Raw genomic sequence first — 23,666 nt, 5'->3', positions numbered from 1 at the left:
AAATTCTTCTTTTTAAATACTGTTTTTACGCTGTGCCTTCCACCATCTTTCCGGCAATTCCTGATTACATGCTCCCAAATATTCATCGTAAGAACATGGTAATAACGTATTCCTCTTCAATTTATTATTGCCATTTGAAATAAATGGTATTTCAATCCACCATCTATCCGTTTTGTCACTTTTATGAAAAACTAGCACTTCATCTTCTAGAGGCACAATATATTTAATATAATTTTCTCGACTCCCAAACGGGTACTCATTAGATCGATAATGAAATCCTTCTATAAAATACCAAATGATCTGGGCTATTAGAACAGATTCCTGAGCTGAGTTATTATGATTGAATATTCCAAATATAGACACTTTATCACTAATTCCCGCATATCTTGATAAAGAACATATTTCTTTTCCGTTAAAACCGTTAGGTGCAAACGTATCAAAATTACCAGAATCAGATGACTTTACAGAATTCAAATCAAGACTAACTACATCTGCATCTCTAAATACAGGCTCCGCTAAAGCAATATTATTAGAAATCTCTCCTAATCTGTAACCATCAAAAAATAACTTCTCAATTAGATCAATCTCTTCTTGAGAATTATAATAAGTCTGATACCCTATATTACAAAAATTAAACAGATTATTGGGCTCGTCAATAATTATTTTAGTCAAATAAGACGAAGCATAAACCTCATCATTTTCTTTTCCAAAGTCAAATTTACTGTCTATTGAAACTAAATTTACCATCTGTTCCAATTCATCAAACGCTCTATAAAGTGCAAATGTTAAATCTTGTGAGCCACCAATAACTAAGGGTATAATTTTTTTCTTAATTAAATTTGAAACTACTTTTCGCAAAGCAAAATAAGAGTCTTCTATCGAATTTCCAGCCAGAATATCTCCTAAATCAGCAATTGACGCATCCCAGTTACCCGGAAACATAGTATATAACTCTTTACGAATTGCAGATAAATCGACAGCTTCTGTTACTTTACCTCCACCGCGGTTCTCTAAAACCCCGATTACAGCTATATTAATCTTATTTAAATCCGGAAGCTGGTCTTTTGTATGAAAAACTACTTTACTCCCCAACTGCTGGGATGTCAACCCTTGAACCAACTCAAGAATTTCATTATCAACAGCTTCTAAAAAATCAAATTCCATTCTATTTCTTTTTTGCTACAGGTTTCTTAACTGCGGTTTTTTTAGTTGCTGCTTTCTTAGCTGGTGCTTTTTTGGCAGCCACCTTTTTTGCAGGCGTCTTTTTAGCTATCATTTCTTGAACTTCTTCTAGGGTCAATTTTGTCGCATCAACTTCTTTAGGAAGTTCAATTTTTATTTTTCCTTTAGTTATAACAGAGCGTCCCCAACGTGCTTTTTCAACCAAAATTCCTTCCTCTTCCCAGTTATGCAAAACTTTATCAATATTTTTCTGCAATTTGTCTTCAATCAATGCTTCAATATCTGATTGCGACAAATTATCAAAATTATATTTCTTACTTACATTGATAAACAAACCATTCCATTTTATAAAAGGACCAAAACGACCAACACCTTTCTGCACACCCTCACTTTTATAAACCGCTATCGGCGCATCAGCAATTGCTTTCTCATCAATCAATTCTTTTGCTCTGTCAAAATCTACATCCAAAGGATTTTCTCCTTTTGGCAAGGACACAAAAGCAGCTCCATGACGAATGTAAGGACCATAACGACCATTACTCACCTCAACTTCTTCTTCTTTATATACTCCCAAATTTTTTGGAAGTAAAAACAAATTCAACGCTTCTTCCAAACCAATATTTCCAATATTCTGATCAGGCATTAAACTAGCAAATTTCTTTTCTTCGTCATCTGCTTCTCCAATTTGAGCCATTGGTCCAAATTTCCCTAAACGAACAGAGACTTGTTTTCCAGTTTTCGGGTCTTTTCCTAGAATTCTTTCTCCGCTTTCTCTTTCGGCATTTGCTTCTACATCTTTTACCGTAGGATGAAATTTATCATAGAATTCTTGCATCATCTCTGTCCAGTTCACATTTCCTTCTGCAATTTCATCAAAATCCTGCTCTACTTTTGCGGTAAAATTATAATCTAAGATATTACCGAAATTCTTCACTAAGAAATCAGTTACGATTGTCCCGATATCTGTTGGGACTAATTTTCCTTTATCAGAACCCGTATTCTCTTTAAGTAACTTCTCTTCTAATTTCCCGGATTGCAAAACCAATTGCGTATAATTACGTTCTTGACCGTCAAGATTTCCTTTCTCAACATAATTTCTGTTGATAATGGTAGAAATGGTAGGCGCATAAGTTGACGGACGACCAATTCCTAGTTCTTCTAGTTTTTTAACCAGGGAAGCTTCTGTATAACGTGCCGGAGCTCTTGAGTATCGTTCCGTTGCAGTAATATAATTATTTTGAAGTTTTTCATTGACTTTCATCGCTGGCAACATTCCTTCTTGCTCCTCTTCATCGTCATCATGACCTTCTAAGTATACTTTTAAGAAACCTTCAAAAAGTAAAACCTCACCAGATGCCGTAAAAATTTCACTATGATTGTTTGCTTCAATTTTTACGTTTGTTCTTTCCAGCTTTGCATCACTCATTTGCGAAGCCAAAGTTCTTTTCCAGATTAAATCATATAAACGAGCTTGATCTCTATCGATATTCACGGTATGACGTGACATGTCTGTGGGACGAATTGCCTCGTGCGCTTCCTGTGCTCCTTTACTCTTATTAACAAAAGTTCGAGGTTTAGAAAATTCTTTCCCGTACGATTTTATGATTTCTGCCTCAGCAGCTTCCATTGCATCCTTAGAAAGGTTTACACTATCCGTTCTCATATAAGTTATAAGTCCAGCTTCATATAAACGTTGCGCTAATTGCATTGTAATTCCAACAGGCAAATACAGTTTTCTTGCCGCTTCTTGTTGTAAGGTCGAAGTCGTAAAAGGTCCTGTTGGCGATTTTTTTGTTGGCTTTGTTTCTAAATCCGCAACCTTATAAGTAGAACCGATATTTTTATTTAAAAAAACTTCCGCTTCTTTTTTAGTATTAAAATTCTTCGGAAGTTTTGCCTTGAAAGATTTCCCTGATTCATTGGTAAACTCGGCAACAATAGAATAACTTGCTACAGCATTAAAGTTCTGAATATCTCTTTCACGCTCTACAATTAAACGAACCGAAACAGATTGCACACGACCTGCTGAAAGTCCGCCTTTAATTTTTCTCCATAAAACAGGAGACAATTCATAACCTACTAATCGGTCTAAAACACGACGAGCCTGTTGTGCATTTACTAAATTATAATCAATTTCACGTGGATTATCAATCGCTTTTAGAATAGCGGTTTTCGTAATTTCATGAAATACAATTCGTTTTGTTTTTGCTTTATCTAATTTTAATTCTTCGGCAAGATGCCAAGAAATAGCTTCTCCCTCGCGATCCTCATCACTTGCTAACCAAACCATTTCGGCTTTCTTAGCTAGTCCTTTTAGCTTGGTTACTAAGGCTTTCTTATCAGATGAAACTTCATATTTAGGTTTAAAACCATTCTCTACATCTACCCCAATTTCTTTAGAAGGCAAGTCGGCAATATGCCCATAACTTGACTCCACCTGAAAATCACTTCCTAAAAATTTCTCGATTGTTTTCGCCTTTGCAGGGGACTCCACTATTACTAAATTCTTTGCCATTGCTCTATTTTTCTGGGACAAAAGTATCTATTTTTTTTAAATATAGTGCTTTTGGTAATTTTAAAAGTGTTTTTTTCTGATAGGAAGCTTCAAAATATAGGTGCGATTCACACTTTTTTTTGCCAAAACAAACGTAGAAATACAACCGAAACATTTAATCACAACATATTTGAAGTAGGATTATTTAGAGAACCAGAAACAAAATAATAAACCTGCAATTCACCAGCTATAAATACATTAATTCGAATTTCTCTTCTCCTTTCATTTTAGTTTCTACATTAATACCATAATCGGTAAGAAGTATCTCTATTTTGCTAAAACCTCAGCTATTCATTTTTGTCACCTCAGCCATAATGACAACATGCTTAGCAACTTTAATCATAGTATAATTTACAAATGCATCCAAAACATTTAAAGTACTCAAACCAAATTCTAAATGGATAACAGCTGTTCCTGAAAATAATATTTTGCAAGTAAATTGGGTCTCAGGCTGAAGTCGCACTGTTTCAAATACCACCTCCCAATTGTGCCGCATCTATTTTTATTCCTCTAAAACGTTCTAAAGACACTTTTAACGAAGGTGCAAATACGCTCAATTTTTAAAACCAATTACTCCCCATGTGTGAGAAACAAAAGCTTCTCATTTTCTAAAAAATTAAAATCCTTTCATATGGCGTGGGCTGGAAGAGTATGTGTTGTGTAGAAATTTACCACATATCCATTTTGTTTTAATTCGATAAATAAATCCGCTTGTAGTCTGTTGACAAAAGTTATACTACCTATTAAACAGTATAATTGATGGTAAGAATAGCCATTGTAAAATTCACTTTTTTTTTGGTTTCGTTTTTTTTCGTTATCTTTAAAATCCTAAAGTAATTTGATATAAAAAAAATTATAACAAACTCATAATGAATAGACTAGAACAGTTAAAAAAACTAAAACAAACCACTGAATGGGATGTAATCGTAATTGGAGGCGGGGCTAGTGGACTTGGCACAGCGCTAGATGCAGCAAGTAGGGGTTACAAAACAATTTTACTAGAAGCAATAGATTTCGCCAAAGGAACCTCTAGTAGAAGTACAAAATTAGTTCACGGAGGTGTTCGTTACTTAGAACAAGGCGATATTTCCATGGTAAGGGAAGCTTTAAAAGAAAGAGGATTAATGGCTCAAAACGCCGCGCATTTAGTTAAAAACCAATCATTTGTAATACCTAATTACAACTGGTGGGGCGGTTATTTTTATACCATAGGACTTACTATTTATGATCTGTTAGCCGGAAAACTAAGTTTAGGTAGTTCTAAATATATTTCAAAGAAAAAAACCATTGAGCTACTTCCAACAATAAAGCAAAAAGGCTTGGTAAACGGCGTCACCTATCACGATGGCCAATTTGACGATTCCCGATTAGCCATAAATATCGCACAAACTGCAGTAGAAAATGGCGCTTGTGTTTTAAACTACACCAAGGTCGTAAATCTATTGAAAGACGACGAAAACCAAGTTACGGGTGTTCAAGTAGAGGATCTAGAATCTGGCGAGAAACACGAAATAAAAGGCAAAGCCATCATCAACGCAACAGGTGTTTTCACAAATGCCATAATGAAACTGAACGATACTGTATATAAAAAATACATTGTTCCAAGTCAGGGAATTCACCTTGTATTTGATAAATCTTTTTTGCCAAGCGATTACGCATTGATGATTCCAAAAACAAGTGACGGAAGGGTTCTGTTTGCAGTGCCTTGGCACAACAAAATAGTAGTAGGAACTACAGACACCCTAATGAAAAAGCACAGTGTAGAGCCAATTGCATTAGAAACTGAAATTGAATTTGTCTTAGAAACAGCACAAAGATACTTAGCAAAAAAACCCACAAGGGCCGACGTTCTATCTGTTTTTGCAGGGTTAAGACCATTGGCTGCACCAGACGAACCCGGAAAAAGCACCAAAGAAGTTTCCAGAAGCCATAAAATAATTGTTTCCGACACAGGACTAATAACAATAACTGGAGGGAAATGGACTACTTATAGAAAAATTGCCGAAGACCTCGTAAACAAGGCGATACGAGTACGACATTTATCAAAAAATAAATGTAAAACGGAGCATGTTTCTATTCACGGAAACAAAATAACGAACGCAATAGATCGGGAAAACCACCTATACATTTACGGAACAGATATCCCTAAAATAGTGGAATTACAAAACAAAGAACCCGAATTAAAAGAAAAACTACATCCAAATTACGACTACACCATGGCAGAAGTAGCTTGGGCAATTCGTTATGAAATGGCTAGAACAATTGATGATGTTTTAGCAAGAAGAGTACGCTTACTATTCTTAGATGCCCGTGCAGCAATCGCTTCATGTGAAAAAGTTGCGCAATTACTGGCAAAGGAATTGGGCCATGATGAGACTTGGACACAGAACCAAATAGCAGAGTTCAAAACTCTCGCTAATGGATTCCTCCTAACAGAATTTAGGAAATAACATCATTAAGTAGACAATCATGCAAAACAAATTAATCTTAACACTAGATCAAGGAACAACTTCCTCCAGAGCTATCGTCTTTAACCATGATGGTGAAACGGTAAGTATTTCTCAAAAACCATTTGAACAGATATTCCCAAAACCTGGATGGGTTGAGCATGACCCAAATGAGATTTGGTCCTCTCAAATTAGTTGCGCTGCAGAAGCTATCGCTAAAATAGGGATTTCCGGTAGAGAAATAGCTGCCATTGGCATCACCAATCAACGCGAAACAACAATCGTCTGGGATAGAGAAACTAGCAAACCTTTATACAATGCCATTGTTTGGCAAGATCGCCGAACAGCAAAATATTGCGATAAATTAAAAGCAGATGGCCATGCAGATATGATTCAAAAAAAGACAGGACTGGTTTTAGACGCTTATTTTTCTGGGACTAAGGTAAAATGGATTTTGGACAATGTAGAAGGCGCTCGTGAAAAAGCAGAACAAGGAAAACTATGTTTCGGAACTGTAGACACCTGGTTAATCTGGAAACTAACTCGAGGTAAAATGTTCATGACTGATGTCTCTAATGCAAGTCGAACTTTATTGTTAAACATTCATACATTAGAATGGGATACTGAATTACTTGAGTTATTCGACATACCACTAGCCATGTTACCCGAAGTAAAACAAAGCAGCGAAATATATGGACAAACCAGCACTACACTATTTTCTACAAAAATTCCAATCGCCGGTGTAGCAGGAGACCAACAAGCCGCACTTTTTGGACAATTATGTACCGAACCGGGTATGGTAAAAAACACTTACGGAACGGGATGCTTCATGCTAATGAATATTGGCGACAAACCTGTTTATTCTAAAAATAATTTACTGACTACGGTCGCTTGGAAAATCAACGGTAAAACCACTTACGCCTTAGAAGGAAGTGTTTTTGTAGGTGGAGCGGCAGTTCAATGGTTGCGAGACGGGGCAAAAATGATCAATACAGCGGCAGAAATCGAAACTTTGGCAGCGAGCGTACCAGACAATGGAGGCGTTTATTTTGTTCCTGCTTTAACTGGATTAGGTGCGCCACATTGGGACCAGTATGCCAGAGGCGCAATTCTGGGTATTACAAGAGGAACGACCAACGGTCATATAGCACGTGCGACCCTAGAGGGAATCGCTTATCAAGTATATGACTTAGCAAAATCAATGGAAGCTGATTTTGGAAAAGAAGGAAAAGAATTAAAAGTCGATGGTGGAGCAGCTGTTAATAATTTAATGATGCAATTTCAATCCGATTTGTTTGGCTCTAATGTAATTAGACCAAAAACGCTAGAAACGACAGCATTAGGCGCTGCTTACTTAGCTGGATTGGCTGTGGGCTACTGGAAAAGTGTAGATGACTTACAACAACAATGGTCTATTGACCGGGAATTTACTCCGGAAATGCCAAGAGAAGAAGTAGATAAACTACTAAAAAACTGGAACAAAGCCGTTGGGCGCGCTGGAAACTGGGTTGAAGAATAATTTTATCTCTAAAACAAAAATATGACACCATTTGTAGCAGAAATAATAGGCACAATGCTCCTTATTTTACTAGGTAACGGAGTAGTCGCAAACGTCGTTCTAAAAAAAAACAAAGGCAATAGTTCAGGATGGATTGTTATTACCGCAGGATGGGCATTTGCTGTTTTCGTAGCTGTTACCGTTGCAGGGCCAATTAGCGGAGCACACATAAATCCTGCCGTGACCATTGGGCTGGCAATCGCTGGTAAATTTGCATGGAATCAGGTAACCTATTATATCATTGCACAAATGATTGGAGCTATGTTAGGAGCATTCTTAGTCTGGCTTTTCAATAAAGATCATTTCGCTATCACCGATAATGAAGGAGAAAAGTTAGCTTGCTTTAGTACAAGCCCAGCTATCCGCAATTATTCTTCTAATTTAATCAGCGAAATCATCGGGACTTTCGTTTTAATTTTTGTGATCTTTCATATTGCTGGACCAGAACTTACTTTGAGCGCAGACAGTACTGCAAAAATAGGATTGGGTACTATTGGTGCATTGCCTGTCGCCATTTTGGTTTGGGCCATCGGTCTGTCTTTAGGAGGAACAACCGGTTATGCCATTAATCCCGCAAGAGACCTGGGGCCACGTATAATGCATGCAATCTTACCTGTAAAAGGGAGCAGCGACTGGTCTTATGCCTGGATTCCGGTAGTAGGACCTATAGTTGGGGCAGCCATAGCCGCAGGGCTACATATGGTACTACAATAACACTAAAAAAATAAAGTAATGAAAACCAAAATTTTTTGCGCTCTATTCATATGCTTAGGGTTAACTGGATACGCTCAAAAAACGGTTGTTTCAGACACAATAAACACCTCTAAAACGGAAATAAAAACATCTCGATTAGATTTTAATGTCAATCTTAGAACTAGCCATTTATGGAGAGGACTGGTCATAAACGATGGCATGACCGCCACTGGTTACATCCACTATGCCCTAAACAAAGAACAAAACTTTACTGTTGGGTTTTGGGGCGGAGCCGGATTTGATGGAAGGTACACTGAAATAAATTATTTCGTTCAATACCAGAAAAACAACTTATCAATTGCATTGTGGGATTTATTCAATACGACTGGGGTTGAAACTCCGCGGGTATTTAATTATGACAAACGAACTACCACACATCTCATTGATTTAAGAACATCCTACCGTTTTCCAGGAAACTTCCCTGTACGAATTGAAGCGGATGTATTACTTTATAGTGGTTTAAATGATCGTAAATTAAACGATGGTAATGATTATCGTAGCATACACTCTACCTATGTAGAATTAAGTTATCCACTTATTAGAGACCAAAAGGTAAATCTGAATGTATTTATGGGCGCTGCTTTTCCTATTAATGGGAGTAAGCATTTATATACTAACAAAACAGAAAGTAATTTTGATATCGTAAACACAGGTATGACGGTCACGAAAAACATTGAAATATTTGATTATAAGTTAGCTGTTTCTACAACTGCGATGTGGAATCCCGCTAATAAAATTGCAAGAATCCAATTAGATGTCGGTTTATTCTAAAGTTTTAATTTGTTGCATAAAGACTCGCTTATACTGAAAGAGAGTCTTTACTATTTTTAAAATTGTAATCTTTAGTTAGCCCAGATTAGAGTGAAAAGCCCGGAGTAAAAAAACTAAAAGTTTCTTGTTCTAGAAAAGCGACTGTAAGAAGCTCTTTCTGGGACTTTGGAAACTTTAATTCTTTACGAGGACTTGCAACGGAAAGCTGGAAAGAGCTGCACCTTTTGATTCTCAGCAGTAATACAAATAAAAACCAAAAACATTGTTAAATGTTCATCTGACATCTTGTCACATCTATAGCAATTACCGTATCTTTGCAATCTGAAAAAAGATAATGGAAAAGATAATTGAAGAAAGCAAACAAGGTGAAAGTCTTGTTCTAGAAAACAAACCTGAGAACACTAAAAAACTCTTTATAGAAAGCTATGGCTGTGCGATGAATTTTTCGGACAGCGAAATTGTAGCTTCCATATTATCTGTTAACGGATACAATACCACTCAAGTTCTAGAAGAAGCCGATTTGGTTCTAGTAAACACTTGTTCCATTCGTGATAAAGCAGAGCAAACAGTGCGAAAACGTTTAGAGAAATACAATGCTGTAAAGCGTATTAACCCGAAAATGAAAGTTGGGGTTTTGGGCTGTATGGCAGAGCGTTTGAAAGACAAATTCCTAGAAGAAGAAAAAATTGTTGACCTAGTTGTAGGGCCTGATGCCTATAAAGATTTGCCTAATTTATTGGCTGAAGTTGAAGAAGGACGTGATGCGATCAACGTAATTTTGTCGAAAGACGAAACCTATGGCGATATTTCACCGGTTCGTTTAATGAGTAATGGAATTACAGCACTAGTTTCTATCACTCGTGGTTGTGATAATATGTGTACGTTTTGCGTGGTGCCTTTTACCCGCGGACGAGAAAGAAGTCGTGAACCTCAAAGTATAATGAAGGAAATTCAGGATTTGTGGGACAAAGGGTTCAAGGAAATTACACTGCTTGGGCAAAATGTGGACAGTTATCTTTGGTATGGCGGCGGATTGAAAAAAGATTTCGCAACCGCATCTGAAATGCAAAAAGCAACTGCAGTTGATTTTGACCAATTATTAGAAATGGTAGCTGTTGGTTTCCCAAAAATGAGAATTCGATTTTCTACCTCTAATCCACAAGACATGCACGAAAGTGTTTTGCACGTAATTGCAAAACATCCAAATATCTGTAAACATATTCATTTACCAGTTCAATCAGGAAGCAATAGAATCTTGAAGGAAATGAACCGTTTGCATACCCGTGAAGAATACATGACATTGATTGATAAAATCAGAACTATTATTCCAAACGGATCTATCTCACAAGATATGATTGCCGGTTTCCCAACAGAAACAGAAGAAGACCATCAAGACACCTTGAGTTTAATGGAATATGTGAAATACAACTTTGGTTATATGTATTCTTACTCTGAAAGACCGGGAACATTAGCCGGAAGAAAAATGGAAGATGATGTAACCGAAGAAACTAAAGCACGAAGATTGCAGGAAATTGTAGACTTGCAACAAAAACATGCCTGGTCACGCTCTGAGGAATTTATTGGACAAACTGTAGAGGTTTTGGTAGAGAAAGTTTCAAAAAAATCTACCGAGGAATTTTCTGGAAGAAACTCACAAAGCATTACCGTAGTTTTCCCTAAAGAGAATTATAAAATTGGTGATTTTGTAAACGTAAAAATCACAAGCTGCACTAGCGGTACTTTAAAAGGAGAAGCAATTGCGTTGAGTGACATAAATTAAAAATACAAATAATGACAAAAAAACAAATACTCATCGCTATACTTACTTTCATCATAGGATTTGGAGGAACGTTTTATATAATTAGAACCTATTTCCCAAAACATAAAGTAGAAAAAACAGCCCTACAAAAAGACACGCAAACAAAAACTGACGAATAGACTATCTTTAAGATTATTAAGTCCCTGACTTAAAAAAAAGTTCTCTCGAAGCCAGTAAACAAAAAAAATAATGGAATCAGTTCAAAACATAAAACAGCGATTTGAGATTATTGGGAATGACCCAAAGTTAAATCGTGCGATAGAAAAAGCCATTCAGGTCGCCCCTACTGATATTTCAGTATTGGTTGTGGGTGAAAGTGGTGTTGGAAAAGAAAGCATTCCGAAAATTATTCATTCCCTTTCCCATAGAAAACACGGGAAATACATTGCGGTTAACTGTGGTGCGATACCTGAAGGTACGATCGACAGTGAACTTTTTGGTCATGAAAAAGGGGCTTTTACAGGAGCAACAGCAACGCGCGAAGGTTATTTTGAAGTAGCTGATGGCGGAACAATTTTCCTTGACGAAGTAGGCGAACTACCACTTACAACCCAAGTTAGGTTACTTCGTATTCTAGAAAATGGCGAATTTATGAAAGTTGGTTCTTCCCAAGTACAAAAAACAGATGTAAGAATCGTAGCAGCTACCAATGTAAATTTATTTGATGCTATCGAAAAAGGAAAATTCAGAGAGGATTTATACTATCGTTTAAGTACCGTTGATATTCTACTCCCCCCATTACGAGACAGAAAAGATGACATTCATTTATTATTCAGAAAATTTGCTGCTGACTTTGCTTTCAAATACAAAATGCCTCCATTAAAACTGGATGAAGGCGCAGTTCAAGTATTACAAAAATTTCGCTGGAGCGGAAACATCCGTCAACTGCGAAATGTTGCTGAACAAATTTCTGTTTTAGAAACCAATCGCGATATTAGTGCTGCTGTTTTACAATCTTATCTACCTTCTGAAGGCAGCAATTTGCCTTCGGTTATAAAGGATAAAAAAAGTGAGAGTGATTTTAGTAACGAAAGAGAAATTCTGTACAAAGTGCTTTTTGACATGAAAAGTGATTTACATGATCTAAAAAAACTTACTTTAGAATTGATGGAAAACGGCAGTTCTAAAGTTCAGGAAACTAATAAAAACCTGATTACCAAAATATATGGCTCTAAAGAAAATGATAATGAAATAGATTTTGAAGAAGAACCAAGAACAGCATTGATTTCGAGTCAAAGCAATGAAGGAAACTATCAAGAAAATGACGACAATTATCTTTTTGCCGAAACTGTTGAAGAGGAAGAAGAAGTTTTGAGATTAGAACAAAAGGAAATCGAAATGATTAAAAAATCATTAGAAAAAAATAAAGGAAAACGAAAAGCCGCTGCAGATGAGTTAGGGATTTCGGAAAGAACTTTGTATCGAAAAATTAAACAATTCGATTTATAACACAACTAAAACATCCAAAAAATAATTCGCTATTTTCCGATAGCTGAGCGAATTCTAAATTTGGAAAAGCAAAAACTAATAAATCAATTTCCTCATCCAAATTAGTATATTTGGCAAAATTGAAAATTATAAATTCGATCAAATTGGAATTTGAGTTTTCAAAAAATGGAATTTTCAATAATAAATATGAAAAAAATATATTCTTCACTAGCGCTGTTTTCTCTATTTATTTTAACTTCTTGTTCCGTGTACAACTTCACTGGAACTGGAAAGATCGATGCAAAAACATTTCAAGTTAACTTTTTTCAAAACAATGCCGCATTGATTGAACCTGGAATTGATAGAACATTTACGCTTGCCTTACAAGATATTATTCAGAATCAAACCAATCTAAATTTAGTAAAAAACGGAGGCGATTTAACCTATGAAGGCGAAATTGTCGATTATAGAATAAGCCCAATGACTGCGACGGCAGATCAAAAAGCTTCCCAAAACCGTTTGAAAATTAGAGTGAACGTAAGATTTACTAATAAAAATAAGGAAGCCGATAATTTCGAAAAAACCTTTGAATTTTATTTTGATTACGCTGCTACCGAACAACTTTCTGGCTCCACTTTAAATAGTGCGATTGACGTGATTTATGAAAGAATCACCCAAGACATATTTAATGAATCTCTCGCTAAATGGTAATCACACTTCGCAATTAGATTTAAAAAATCTGAAATCTGAAACTTAAAAATGAACGTAACGTCTTATACAGCCTTAATCAATAAACCAAACACTATTTCGGAGCTAGATACTTTAGCTTTAGATAAAGTGCTGGATGAATTTCCCTTTTTTCAAAGTGCAAGAGCTTTACGATTAAAAGGACTATACAACCAAAATAGTTTTAGATATAATTTTGCTTTAAAAGTTACTGCTGCACATACAACCGATAGAACGATCTTATTTGACTTCATAACTTCAGATAGCTTTATCGCAATTCAAAACGATTTGTTTGATAAAAAAGCGTTGGAACTTCTAGATATCGATGTCATTGACGGCGAAATAATCTCCCCTCAAGAGATTGTAGAGCCAAAAAAGAACACACTAGAACAATCAATCTTAACCTCTATAAAAGGAGTTTCTGCTGTTGAGATAAATACTGAACTAAATCCTACAGAAGAGAAACTAGCCATAGGCACACCATTAGATTTTTCTAAGAACGAACAACATTCTTTCCAGGAATGGCTTCAGCTATCTAGAACACAGCCTATCGACAGGGAGAATAAAAAAACAACCATCCCAAAACCAACAACACAAAACGAAGGTCAAAAGAAAAAAGCAGCATTAATAGATAAGTTTATTGAAACGAGCCCGAAGATATCTCCAGTTAAACACGGAGTAACATCCACGGTTCGAATTGATATAAACAGGGACGATCATTCTTCACTAATGACTGAAACTTTAGCAAGGGTATATTTAGAACAAAAAAAATATCAAAAAGCGATTCAAGCTTATGATATATTAATTTTGAAATATCCAGAAAAAAGTAGTTTCTTTGCAGACCGTATAGCGGATATTAAGATTTTACAACAAAATAATAATTAAACAATGAGCACATTTTCAATTTTTTTAGTTTTAATAACAATAGTTTGTTTTCTATTGATTGTAGTAATAATGGTTCAAAACCCTAAAGGCGGTGGATTATCATCTACAATAGGTGGTTCTCAAATGTTAGGTGGAGTACAAAAAACAACTGACTTTTTAGACAAAAGTACTTGGACATTGGCTACAATACTAATCGCATTAATATTATTATCAAGTTTAAGCTTCACAGGAACATTAAGCGATACAGATTCTAAAATTATTGACAACACAGAAACTGCAGCTCCAGTTGCACCTGCTACACCAATACAAGACGTACCAGCTACAAAATAATTCATCACATATATTATAAAAAATGCCAGCCTGACAAAGCTGGCATTTTTTATAAGAAATTATGTCAGTTAAATAAGGGTGGCATAATTTCTGACTTTCAATACACACTAATATAATTAAAAAATAAAATCATGGCTTTAAACATTAAACCACTTTCTGACCGCGTTCTTATAGAACCAGTAGCTGCTGAAACAAAAACTGCGTCAGGGATTTTTATTCCAGATACTGCTAAAGAAAAACCACAAAAAGGAACTGTTGTTGCAGTTGGAAATGGTACAAAAGAACTTACAATGACTGTAAAAGTTGGAGACAGCGTTCTTTACGGAAAATATGCTGGTACTGAATTGAAATTAGAAGGTAAAGATTATTTGATAATGAGAGAAGATGACATTCTTGCAATAATATAATTGCAGAAATAAATCTAAAATAATACAGGCAAGTATAAACTTGTCTCTTCAAAAAATTTAAAAAAAATAAAAGAAATGGCAAAAGATATAAAATTTGATATAGAAGCTCGTGACGGATTAAAACGTGGCGTTGATGCATTAGCAAATGCGGTTAAAGTTACTCTAGGGCCAAAAGGTCGTAATGTAATTATTGGAAAATCATTTGGTGGACCAACAGTAACAAAAGATGGAGTAACTGTAGCTAAAGAAATTGAATTGAAAGACCCATTAGAAAACATGGGAGCTCAAATGGTAAAAGAAGTAGCATCAAAAACCAATGATTTGGCTGGTGACGGAACTACAACTGCAACTGTTTTAGCGCAAGCAATTGTAAAAGAAGGATTAAAAAACGTTGCGGCAGGAGCAAATCCAATGGATTTGAAACGCGGTATCGATAAAGCGGTCGAAGCTATTGTTGCTGACTTAGCGAAACAATCTCAAGTGGTAGGTACTGATTCTGATAAAATCAAACAAATTGCTTCTATCTCTGCGAATAATGACGAAGTAATCGGTGAGTTAATCGCTGCTGCTTTTGCAAAAGTAGGAAAAGAGGGTGTTATCACCGTTGAAGAAGCAAAAGGAACAGATACTTATGTAGATGTTGTAGAAGGAATGCAATTTGACAGAGGATATCTTTCTCCGTATTTTGTTACCAATTCTGAAAAAATGGAAGTAGAATTAGAGAATCCTTATATCTTGTTATACGACAAAAAGGTTTCTTCTCTAAAAGAATTATTACCAGTTCTTGAACCAGTTGCTCAATCTGGAAAACCATTGTTAATTATTGCTGAAGATGTAGATGGTGAAGCACTATCAACATTGGTTGTAAATAAATTACGTGGAGCTTTAAAAATTGCTGCTGTAAAAGCACCTGGTTTTGGAGATAGAAGAAAAGCAATGCTTGAAGATATCGCGATCTTGACTGGTGGAACTGTAATCTCTGAAGAAAGAGGATATACCCTTGAGAATACTACCTTAGAAATGTTAGGTACTGCTAAAAAAGTAACTATCGATAAAGACAACTCAACGATTGTAAGTGGTGCTGGTGAAGCTGACATGATCAAAAATCGTGTAAACCAAATTAAAGGTCAAATGGAAGCTACAACTTCTGATTATGACAAAGAAAAATTACAGGAACGTCTAGCTAAATTAGCTGGTGGAGTTGCTGTTCTTTATGTTGGTGCTGCTTCTGAAGTAGAAATGAAAGAGAAAAAAGACAGAGTTGACGACGCACTTCACGCAACTCGCGCAGCTGTAGAAGAAGGTATTGTTGCTGGTGGTGGTGTTGCATTATTAAGAGCTAAAAATGTATTAAGCGCTATAAAAGCAGACAATGCAGATGAGGCAACTGGAATACAAATTGTATCTCGTGCAGTTGAATCACCATTAAGAACTATTGTTGAGAACGCAGGTCTTGAAGGTTCTGTTGTTGTTGCAAAAGTAGCTGAAGGAAAAGGCGATTTTGGTTACAATGCTAAAACAGATGAATATGTAGACATGCTGAAAGCTGGTATTATCGATCCTAAAAAAGTAACACGTGTTGCGTTAGAAAACGCTGCATCAGTTGCGGGAATGATTTTGACTACTGAATGTGCTTTAATTGATATTAAAGAAGAAAACGGTGGTGGAAACCCAATGGGTGGCGGTATGCCAGGAATGATGTAGCATCAAACAAACCCTTTTATATAAAAAATCCGTCCCGTTTAATAATGGGACGGATTTTCTATTTATACAGATCTGCTAAAAACCACAAGTATCAGTCCTAAAAAAACAACATGTGTAACATTGAAAAATGCTTCCTCATTTACCAGAAAAAAAATTAACCACTGAATGTCTTTTGATTGATATTAAAGAAGAAAATGATGGAGGAAACCCAATGAGTGGCGGTATGCCAGGAATGATATAATGTTTTGTCGAAAGACAAAAACAGAGCTGAAAAGCCCGAAGTTTATCGCTTCGGGCTTTTTTTGTGCCTATTTTTGGATCAAGGCTGTACTTTTCAAGTTTTAACAAAATGTACAGCGTAAACTGTATATTTTGTTAACGTTTAAAATAAAAAAAACAAATATTATTTCTTTATTATACTTTCGAGATGGAAAGAAATTTCATGCATAAAGTCTTTAATTCTGTAGGATTATATATATATATATATATATTAGCTACATGAATGGCAAAAAAAATGTTAAAACACACATATATATGTTCTCCTTGCTTTTATTTTTACAAATTATAAAAACAAAATAGTAACAACAGCTCAGGTTAAAATTAAGCAAACAAGTTTTTTTGTTGATGCAAAAAATAAAAATGCAGTTGACTATTATCGGAACGAGATTGAAAGTACCGTTTCGCTATTAGTCTCTCAAAAACAAATTATAAATCGAGAGTTAAACAAAAACGAAAGAGCAGCAATCATAGCAATTGCATTTCCAGAGGTCATACGATTTAACTCGTTTAGTGATTTAATTGAAACCTCTTCCAATAGAATATTATACATCAACAGAGGAAAAATGGCTTCTGATTTTTCGATAGGATATTTCCAGATGAAACCCTCTTTTGTAGAAGACTCGGAAGAGTTTGTCGCTAATTCTGAAAACTTAGAAAAATACAATTTTATTGTAATTTAGGATAAAGATGAAAAGAAAAGCAGAGAAGAAAGAATTAATCGTTTAGAAAACGTGCAATGGCAGTTGCGGTATTTAAAGGTATTTTATCAGGTGCTTGATGAAAAATACAAAAATATTGCCTTTAGAAGCAGAGATGAAAAAATTAGGCTTTATGCCACAGCTTACAATTATGGATTCTAGCAACCTGAACAAGCAATAATCAAGTATCAAACCATAAAAGTATTTCTGTACGGAAAAAACTCGAACAAAAAAAAATTGGCGTTTGCTGATTTTTCAATAGATTTTATAAATACATACTCAACCATTTTTAACCAATAAACTGCTATAAACTATGAAACAAAACAAAATAGTATTAATTAGTGTGCTATTCCTATTATTGACAAATTATTCTTGCCAAGTGAAAGAATTGTAACCCATTTCAACTGTAAAAGGTTCGCTTGAAACTACGAAAAAGGTAAGTCCTGCTTTTTTTAAACACGATTTAAGCAGTTACAAGATCATACCCATCTGGAAATCGGCAATAACATTTGAAAATACAGAAGCTGTAGAAGTGAATTTTACCTTGGATAAAAAAACTTATAAGCCATTATCTAAAAATGGAAAAATTAGTGGGCGACAGCGATTATTGCTTACATTTGAAAAGGAAAAATTAGAGAAACCATTATAGAATATATTCCATCAGATACATTTATGGGAGATATAAAAGAAATCAATAGCGGTAACTTTAAATCAAAGCAATTTGATGGCGAAGTTTCATTTAAAAACCCAAAAGACAATTATACTATGGTCTGGGTCTTATCAAAAGGTGTTGTAAATAAAAAATTAAAACGGACGTCGTCAATCACAAAACAAAAAAAGACATCTAAAACAGCTACTAACCTAGGCTACGTTTGTGCTGACCGTGAAACTGAATATGAAGTTTGTGTTGGCCCAGGAGGAGAGGAAGTTTGTTCAAACTACACATATAGTGTTTATGAATGTGAATGGATAGACGAGCCAGATCCAGAAACACCACCCCAAGAAGATCCTTATGACTGTGCAGTTAATAATAGTTGGCCTTGGTGTCAAGATGGTGGTGGTGGGGAAGACCCTCCTCCTCCAGCCGATCCACTTAGCGCCCCTTGTGATAACTTAAGAACAGTTTTTAGTGACATTAACCCAGAAAATATAAAATCACAAATTGATTGGCTAAAGGAGAAAGTGAATGCTCCAATTAATAACTTAGAACACGCCGTAGAAGTTCAAAAACGTATGAATCCTGATGAAACTTATAGATATGAATACACTCAGATTTCCTCAACTAATGAATTTTCAGTAGAGATATCAACGGGATCTACTTATATTGGTAGCATTCATAGTCATCCAGAAAATGGTTACGATATGTTTTCGTTTCAAGATATAAAAACATTATTAGCTACTTATGATAACGCAAGTTCTACCAGAGCTCGGGATGTTTTTCTTTCGATAGTGGTTGAAGACAATACTACTGGGGAAGCACTTATTTATACCCTACAGATTGACCAAGTTGCTATGCTGCGTAGTGAGGTTAATGCGGTATGGAATGATCCAAAATATAGTGGGTTTTCCGAAGAAAAAAAAATAAATTTAATACACGCTGAGCAAGCACAGAAATATGAAAAAAGTAATAATCAGCTAGAGAAAAGTTTTTTAGAGCAATTTAATAATTATGGGATTTCTCTTTTCAAAGGAGGCAATACACTAAATAATTGGGATAAACTAACGCTAAATCAATCAACCATAACAAAAACCCCTTGTCAATAACATATATAATTATGAAAAAAATTAACCTTACACTTTTGTTCATTGTGCTTACAATATCTTGCAAGGCACAATCTCCCGTATTTGATATTGAAGATCGAAATAATAGAGTTCCGGAAATTCAAGGCTTTTATATTAAAGACACAACTAACCAATTGAATGCCTATGAAGGCACTTATATTTATACCAGCGGTACTACTTCGCTTAAAATTGTATTACAAAAAAGGACAATGTACCAACTATATTCCGTCCCCGGTATTCGTTACGACGATTTAATTATTGGCGAATACCAATATATAAAAGATGGCATAGAATTGATAAATACACTCTATAAATTAGACCATCAAAACAATCATAGCATCACAGCAAATAGAATCTTGATTGGAAATGAATTGGGGTGCAATATTTGTGCCCCATCTGAAAAACGATTAGCTGGTGGTATTGTAGATGAGATTACACATAATTCGGGCGATATCCAAATCCGAAGAGTAACTGTAAATAGCCAAGCTGCCATTGAAATTTGGATTGGCTGGAGGATGCGTACTTATAAAGAGGGCACTCCAAAACCCGCAAAGCCCTATTTTGGTAGTTACATTACTTTAATAAAGCAATAGAATAAGATTTAGTAAAAAGGAATCAATCCTGCTCTAAAATTTTTTAGCAAGATTTTTCTTGTATTATTTTATAATTGCTATAATTTTTTTGTGTCTTGCTACAGGGATTCAAATCATATCTCGTGCAGTAGAATCTCAATTAAGAACTATTGTAGAAAATGCAGGTCTTGAAGGTTTTGTTGTTGTTGCAAAAGTAGCTGAAGAAAAAGGTGATTTTGGCTACAATGCTAAAAATGACGAATATGTTGATATGCTAAAAGCTGGTATTATTGATCCTAAAAAAGTAACACGTGTTGCGTTAGAAAACGCTGCATCTGTTGCAGGGATGATACTAACGACCGAATGTGCGTTGATTGACATTAAAGAGGAAAATGCAGGCGGAATGCCAATGGGTGGCGGTATGCCGGGAATGATGTAATTCCAAACCATTTATCATAAAAAAATCCGTTCACAAAAAGTGAACGGATTTTTTATTTAGTATAATAATGGAAATATAAACTAACCTTTAAAACTGATTATTCTATTTTTAATCTTCATTTACTTTACTTTTTTTAGCTAATTTAAGCAATACAGGAGAAAGAGTTAACACCACTAAACCAATAATTATTAATTCAATATGGTTCTTTAAATCAATTTGATAATTATCCAATAAGAAACCATATAAATAGTGTCCTGCAAAAATTAAGGTAAAAGACCAAAGGAAAGAACTTACGATATTGTAAAACATAAACTTTTTTTTATCCATAGTTACAATACCTGCTACAATAGGAGCAAAAGTTCTAAATATAGGCAAGAATCTAGCAAAAATAATAGCTCTACCTCCATGTCTCTCAAAAAAATCTTTTGATTGTACTAGATATTTCTTCTTAAACCAAAAAGTATCCTTTTTATTATAGAGATAATATCCGCTTTTAGACCCAAACCAATACCCTACTATATTACCTAAAACACCAGCTATTGCTACCGAAGTAGACAATATCATAACGTTAATAAAAGCACTGTCTATAAAAAGCACATTTTCTATTAACTCTCTATTATAAATTCCTGCCAAAAAAAGTAAACTATCACCCGGTAAAAAGAAACCAGCGAACAATCCTGTCTCTGCAAAAACAATAAATAACACAATATAAACACCTAGTTTTATACCGTTTACATCAAAATGAATGTAAAAAAGAGGGTCTATTAAATTCTTCCAATCAAAACTATTCATTCTTTGGGGTTTAATGCTTAGATTATTAATGCGTGAAAGTAGGTATAAATAATATTACCCACAATTTATTGCATAATTTTAAATTTTAATTAACTATTGAAGCATCATTTTAAATGAATTAGACCTTTAGATCGTCATCCCTTTTATTAGCTGAATATTTTTGACATTGGAAGTTTGTAATCAATATAACACAATTCTCTTTTTCTTAGGTACAATACTCTTTAAATTATCTTAAAAACAAAGCCCAAAGAGAAATCTTTGGGCTTTGTTTTTAATTCCATCTACAAAAAAATTTAGAGCTCAAATTCCTGTCCCATTAAAGGTACAGAACAATCAAACCCATAAACCTCTTTTACTTTTATACGAAGTTCATCTGCTGGTTTATTTTCACCATGAACTAAGAATACTTTTTTAGGTTTATTTTCCAATGCCGAAAGCCAACTGAGGAGTCCTTTTTGATCCGCATGTGCTGATAGTCCTTCTATTTCTAAAATATTTGCTTCTACGGGGTAATATTTACCGTAAATCTTGACTTCCTTGGCTCCTTCTACTAACTTTCTACCTCTTGTGCCTTCTGCTTGGTATCCCACAATAATGACGGTTGTTTCAGGTAAACTGATGTATCGTTCTAAATAACTCAAAACTCTCCCTCCCGTCACCATTCCACTTGCAGCAATCACAACTTTTGGTTTTTTATTATAAATTGTATCAATCGTTTCCTTATAATCAGTAATCATCGTAAACATTTTATTTATTGCTACACAATCTTCCAGAGACAACTTATGCCATTTTCTGTTTTCAAAAAAAACATCAAAAGCACTTACTCCCATTGGAGAATCTACAACATACGGAACATCAGGTATTTTACCTTCTTCTTTGAGTTCCCAAAGTAAATACATAATCATTTGTGCGCGCTCCACTGCAAAGCTGGGTATAATAACTGTCCCGCCCTTTCTAAAAGTATTATTAATATACGTTTCTAATTCTAACTTGGGGTCAGTATCCGGATGAAGACGATCCCCATACGTACTTTCAAGAAAGATATAATCTGCTTTTTTAGGTTTTGTTGGAGCATACATTAAAACGTCATTATCCCGACCAATATCTCCTGAAAAAACTAATGTTTTATTTTCGATTGTTAACTCAATACTGCAGGCCCCAATGATATGTCCAGCATTGACAAAAACCGCCGAAATTTCAGCATCTAACGGCACTGGCTCATCTACATTAACAATTCTAAAATGAGGGAAAACCTTTCGAGCCTGTTCTACATTATAAAGTGGCTCTGCGACTTCGTGTTTAGAATACTTTTCTTTGTTTGCTTTCTCAGCTTCCTCTTCTTGAATTTTACCACTATCTAAAAGAATAATCTCCGCAATTTCTTTTGTAGGACCTGAACAATATATTTTTCCTTTAAATCCTTGATCGACTAATCTGGGCAACCAACCGCAATGATCTAAGTGTCCATGTGTTAAAAGCACACAATCAATAGAGGAAGCCAAAACTGGTAATGGTTGCCAATTTAGTTCCCGCAAAGGCTTTATTCCCTGAAACAGTCCGCAATCAATCAAAATCCTTAACCCGTTGCTTTCAACTAATGTTTTAGAACCTGTCACAGTTCCTGCCGCACCTATAAACTTTACTTTCATGTTCCTACTTTTAAAATTAAAGACATACTTACTTCACACATCTAACTAACTCCCTTACTTCTTTTAAAACATTTTTAATTCTGTTAGCACTTAAACCAATTCTTTCTAATTTATCAGAATTATTTATTAGTTCTTTTGCCAATATTACATCTAGTATTAATAACTTGTCTTTTTCTGCCAGAGACAATGTTGTCAAACAAGTCACAGGATAAAGACAATCAATATCATTTTTAGTTTTCAAGTTATTGTCTTTTGGGTAATCCCAACTTAATAAATTCATGCCCGAACATTTTGAAAAATCTACCGCATCAGATGTAAATCGATTGTTGGTTACAATCCAGCATTGTTCAATGCTTTCATTCTTCGCAAAAACGATTTGCTTTCTTTCTTTCAAATCATTAAATCTCGAAAAAACATATAATGGAACTTTTACATCTGATTTATTTTCTCTTGCCGAATGAAACTTACATTCAATCATTGACAGCACATCGTCTTTCTTAATCAAAACATCAATTTCATGTGAAATACATTTGCCTGGCAAAATTAAATTGGTAGTAGTTTGATAGCCATCAGCAATAAATAGTCGCGCAATATATTTTTCGAAGAAAAAACCGGCAGGACCTAGTAATTGTAGACCCGATCTTAAATTATATCGCGCAGCATGTGAATTGGCTTCTTTTTTCAACAAAGCAAAAGCACGTTTGTAAATTTTTTTTGTAGAAATTCCCTCGTAAATCTCTTTACTGATTTTATGTAAGATATCCTCGACCGCTGATTCGTCTGCTCCTGATTTCATAAGTGATTTCCTGAGTTTCTCAGGATTGAAATCAACAATATCTCCAGAGTGTTTAATTATTTTCATACTTACAAAATACTGATTACTATACTACT

General features: G+C 34.9%; 20 protein-coding genes and 1 pseudogene. 15 read left to right on the top strand and 6 right to left on the bottom strand.

Annotation, left to right across the window (positions count from 1 at the left end; translation table 11 throughout):
* Window positions 1–12: 12 nt before the first annotated feature.
* The 3 genes from QO182_RS05850 to QO182_RS05840 form a co-directional block, all read right to left on the bottom strand.
* Entirely contained in the window at window positions 13–1,164 is a 1,152-nt protein-coding gene (locus tag QO182_RS05850) for a formimidoylglutamase (protein WP_371560433.1), read from the bottom strand.
* Window position 1,165: 1 nt separating this feature from the next.
* Window positions 1,166–3,697, bottom strand: coding sequence for a type I DNA topoisomerase (gene topA / locus QO182_RS05845; protein ID WP_371560432.1), 2,532 nt, complete (start codon window positions 3,695–3,697; stop codon window positions 1,166–1,168).
* Between the two features lie 322 nt (window positions 3,698–4,019).
* On the bottom strand, window positions 4,020–4,232 hold the full coding sequence (locus tag QO182_RS05840) for a hypothetical protein (protein ID WP_371543053.1): 213 nt from the start codon (window positions 4,230–4,232) through the stop codon (window positions 4,020–4,022).
* 373 nt (window positions 4,233–4,605) lie between these two features.
* Between QO182_RS05840 and QO182_RS05835 the strand changes: the two genes are divergently transcribed.
* The 15 genes and pseudogenes from QO182_RS05835 to QO182_RS05765 form a co-directional block, all read left to right on the top strand.
* Window positions 4,606–6,186 carry an FAD-dependent oxidoreductase gene (locus QO182_RS05835; RefSeq protein WP_371560430.1) on the top strand — a complete coding sequence of 527 codons (1,581 nt, stop codon included), beginning with the start codon at window positions 4,606–4,608 and terminating at the stop codon, window positions 6,184–6,186.
* A gap of 19 nt (window positions 6,187–6,205) precedes the next feature.
* Window positions 6,206–7,702, top strand: a complete 1,497-nt coding sequence (gene glpK, locus QO182_RS05830; RefSeq protein WP_371543058.1) for a glycerol kinase GlpK — start codon at window positions 6,206–6,208, stop codon at window positions 7,700–7,702.
* A gap of 21 nt (window positions 7,703–7,723) precedes the next feature.
* Window positions 7,724–8,455 carry an MIP/aquaporin family protein gene (locus QO182_RS05825; RefSeq protein WP_371560428.1) on the top strand — a complete coding sequence of 244 codons (732 nt, stop codon included), beginning with the start codon at window positions 7,724–7,726 and terminating at the stop codon, window positions 8,453–8,455.
* Between the two features lie 18 nt (window positions 8,456–8,473).
* Window positions 8,474–9,265: a hypothetical protein gene (locus tag QO182_RS05820; protein ID WP_371560426.1), complete on the top strand. Its 792-nt coding sequence runs from the start codon at window positions 8,474–8,476 to the stop codon at window positions 9,263–9,265.
* A 334-nt stretch (window positions 9,266–9,599) separates the two neighbouring features.
* Window positions 9,600–11,045 (top strand): tRNA (N6-isopentenyl adenosine(37)-C2)-methylthiotransferase MiaB, encoded by a 1,446-nt coding sequence (gene miaB / locus QO182_RS05815; RefSeq protein WP_371560424.1) that lies wholly within the window; start codon window positions 9,600–9,602, stop codon window positions 11,043–11,045.
* Window positions 11,046–11,056: 11 nt separating this feature from the next.
* Window positions 11,057–11,203: a hypothetical protein gene (locus QO182_RS05810; RefSeq protein WP_371543069.1), complete on the top strand. Its 147-nt coding sequence runs from the start codon at window positions 11,057–11,059 to the stop codon at window positions 11,201–11,203.
* Window positions 11,204–11,273: 70 nt separating this feature from the next.
* Window positions 11,274–12,533 carry a sigma 54-interacting transcriptional regulator gene (locus QO182_RS05805; RefSeq protein ID WP_371543071.1) on the top strand — a complete coding sequence of 420 codons (1,260 nt, stop codon included), beginning with the start codon at window positions 11,274–11,276 and terminating at the stop codon, window positions 12,531–12,533.
* Window positions 12,534–12,719: 186 nt separating this feature from the next.
* Window positions 12,720–13,223 carry an LptE family protein gene (locus QO182_RS05800; RefSeq protein ID WP_371543073.1) on the top strand — a complete coding sequence of 168 codons (504 nt, stop codon included), beginning with the start codon at window positions 12,720–12,722 and terminating at the stop codon, window positions 13,221–13,223.
* A gap of 48 nt (window positions 13,224–13,271) precedes the next feature.
* Window positions 13,272–14,123, top strand: a complete 852-nt coding sequence (locus tag QO182_RS05795) for a tetratricopeptide repeat protein (protein WP_371560423.1) — start codon at window positions 13,272–13,274, stop codon at window positions 14,121–14,123.
* Window positions 14,124–14,126: 3 nt separating this feature from the next.
* Window positions 14,127–14,453: a preprotein translocase subunit SecG gene (gene secG / locus QO182_RS05790; RefSeq protein ID WP_339918758.1), complete on the top strand. Its 327-nt coding sequence runs from the start codon at window positions 14,127–14,129 to the stop codon at window positions 14,451–14,453.
* A gap of 131 nt (window positions 14,454–14,584) precedes the next feature.
* Entirely contained in the window at window positions 14,585–14,860 is a 276-nt protein-coding gene (gene groES / locus QO182_RS05785) for a co-chaperone GroES (protein WP_371543078.1), read from the top strand.
* 75 nt (window positions 14,861–14,935) lie between these two features.
* Complete coding sequence (gene groL / locus QO182_RS05780) at window positions 14,936–16,564, top strand: chaperonin GroEL (protein WP_371543080.1); 1,629 nt, start codon at window positions 14,936–14,938, stop codon at window positions 16,562–16,564.
* A 1,649-nt stretch (window positions 16,565–18,213) separates the two neighbouring features.
* Window positions 18,214–19,305, top strand: coding sequence for a hypothetical protein (locus QO182_RS05775; protein WP_371560421.1), 1,092 nt, complete (start codon window positions 18,214–18,216; stop codon window positions 19,303–19,305).
* A gap of 11 nt (window positions 19,306–19,316) precedes the next feature.
* Window positions 19,317–19,916 carry a DUF6705 family protein gene (locus QO182_RS05770; RefSeq protein ID WP_371543087.1) on the top strand — a complete coding sequence of 200 codons (600 nt, stop codon included), beginning with the start codon at window positions 19,317–19,319 and terminating at the stop codon, window positions 19,914–19,916.
* A gap of 97 nt (window positions 19,917–20,013) precedes the next feature.
* Window positions 20,014–20,334, top strand: a pseudogene (locus QO182_RS05765) (TCP-1/cpn60 chaperonin family protein); the annotation flags it as partial.
* Between the two features lie 108 nt (window positions 20,335–20,442).
* Here QO182_RS05765 and QO182_RS05760 read toward each other — a convergent pair.
* The 3 genes from QO182_RS05760 to QO182_RS05750 all read right to left on the bottom strand — a co-directional run bounded on the left by QO182_RS05760 (window position 20,443) and on the right by QO182_RS05750 (window position 23,637).
* Window positions 20,443–21,126, bottom strand: a complete 684-nt coding sequence (locus QO182_RS05760) for a DedA family protein (RefSeq protein ID WP_371560419.1) — start codon at window positions 21,124–21,126, stop codon at window positions 20,443–20,445.
* Window positions 21,127–21,419: 293 nt separating this feature from the next.
* A complete protein-coding gene (locus QO182_RS05755) occupies window positions 21,420–22,775 on the bottom strand; it encodes an MBL fold metallo-hydrolase RNA specificity domain-containing protein (RefSeq protein WP_371535973.1) in 1,356 nt (451 codons plus the stop codon).
* A 28-nt stretch (window positions 22,776–22,803) separates the two neighbouring features.
* Window positions 22,804–23,637 (bottom strand): ATP cone domain-containing protein, encoded by an 834-nt coding sequence (locus QO182_RS05750; protein ID WP_371535971.1) that lies wholly within the window; start codon window positions 23,635–23,637, stop codon window positions 22,804–22,806.
* Between the last annotated feature and the right edge of the window lie 29 nt (window positions 23,638–23,666).

Source organism: Flavobacterium sp. Arc2, from assembly GCF_041431385.1.
In the GTDB taxonomy this organism is placed as follows: domain Bacteria; phylum Bacteroidota; class Bacteroidia; order Flavobacteriales; family Flavobacteriaceae; genus Flavobacterium.
This window is presented reverse-complemented; position numbering and strand designations above follow the sequence as displayed.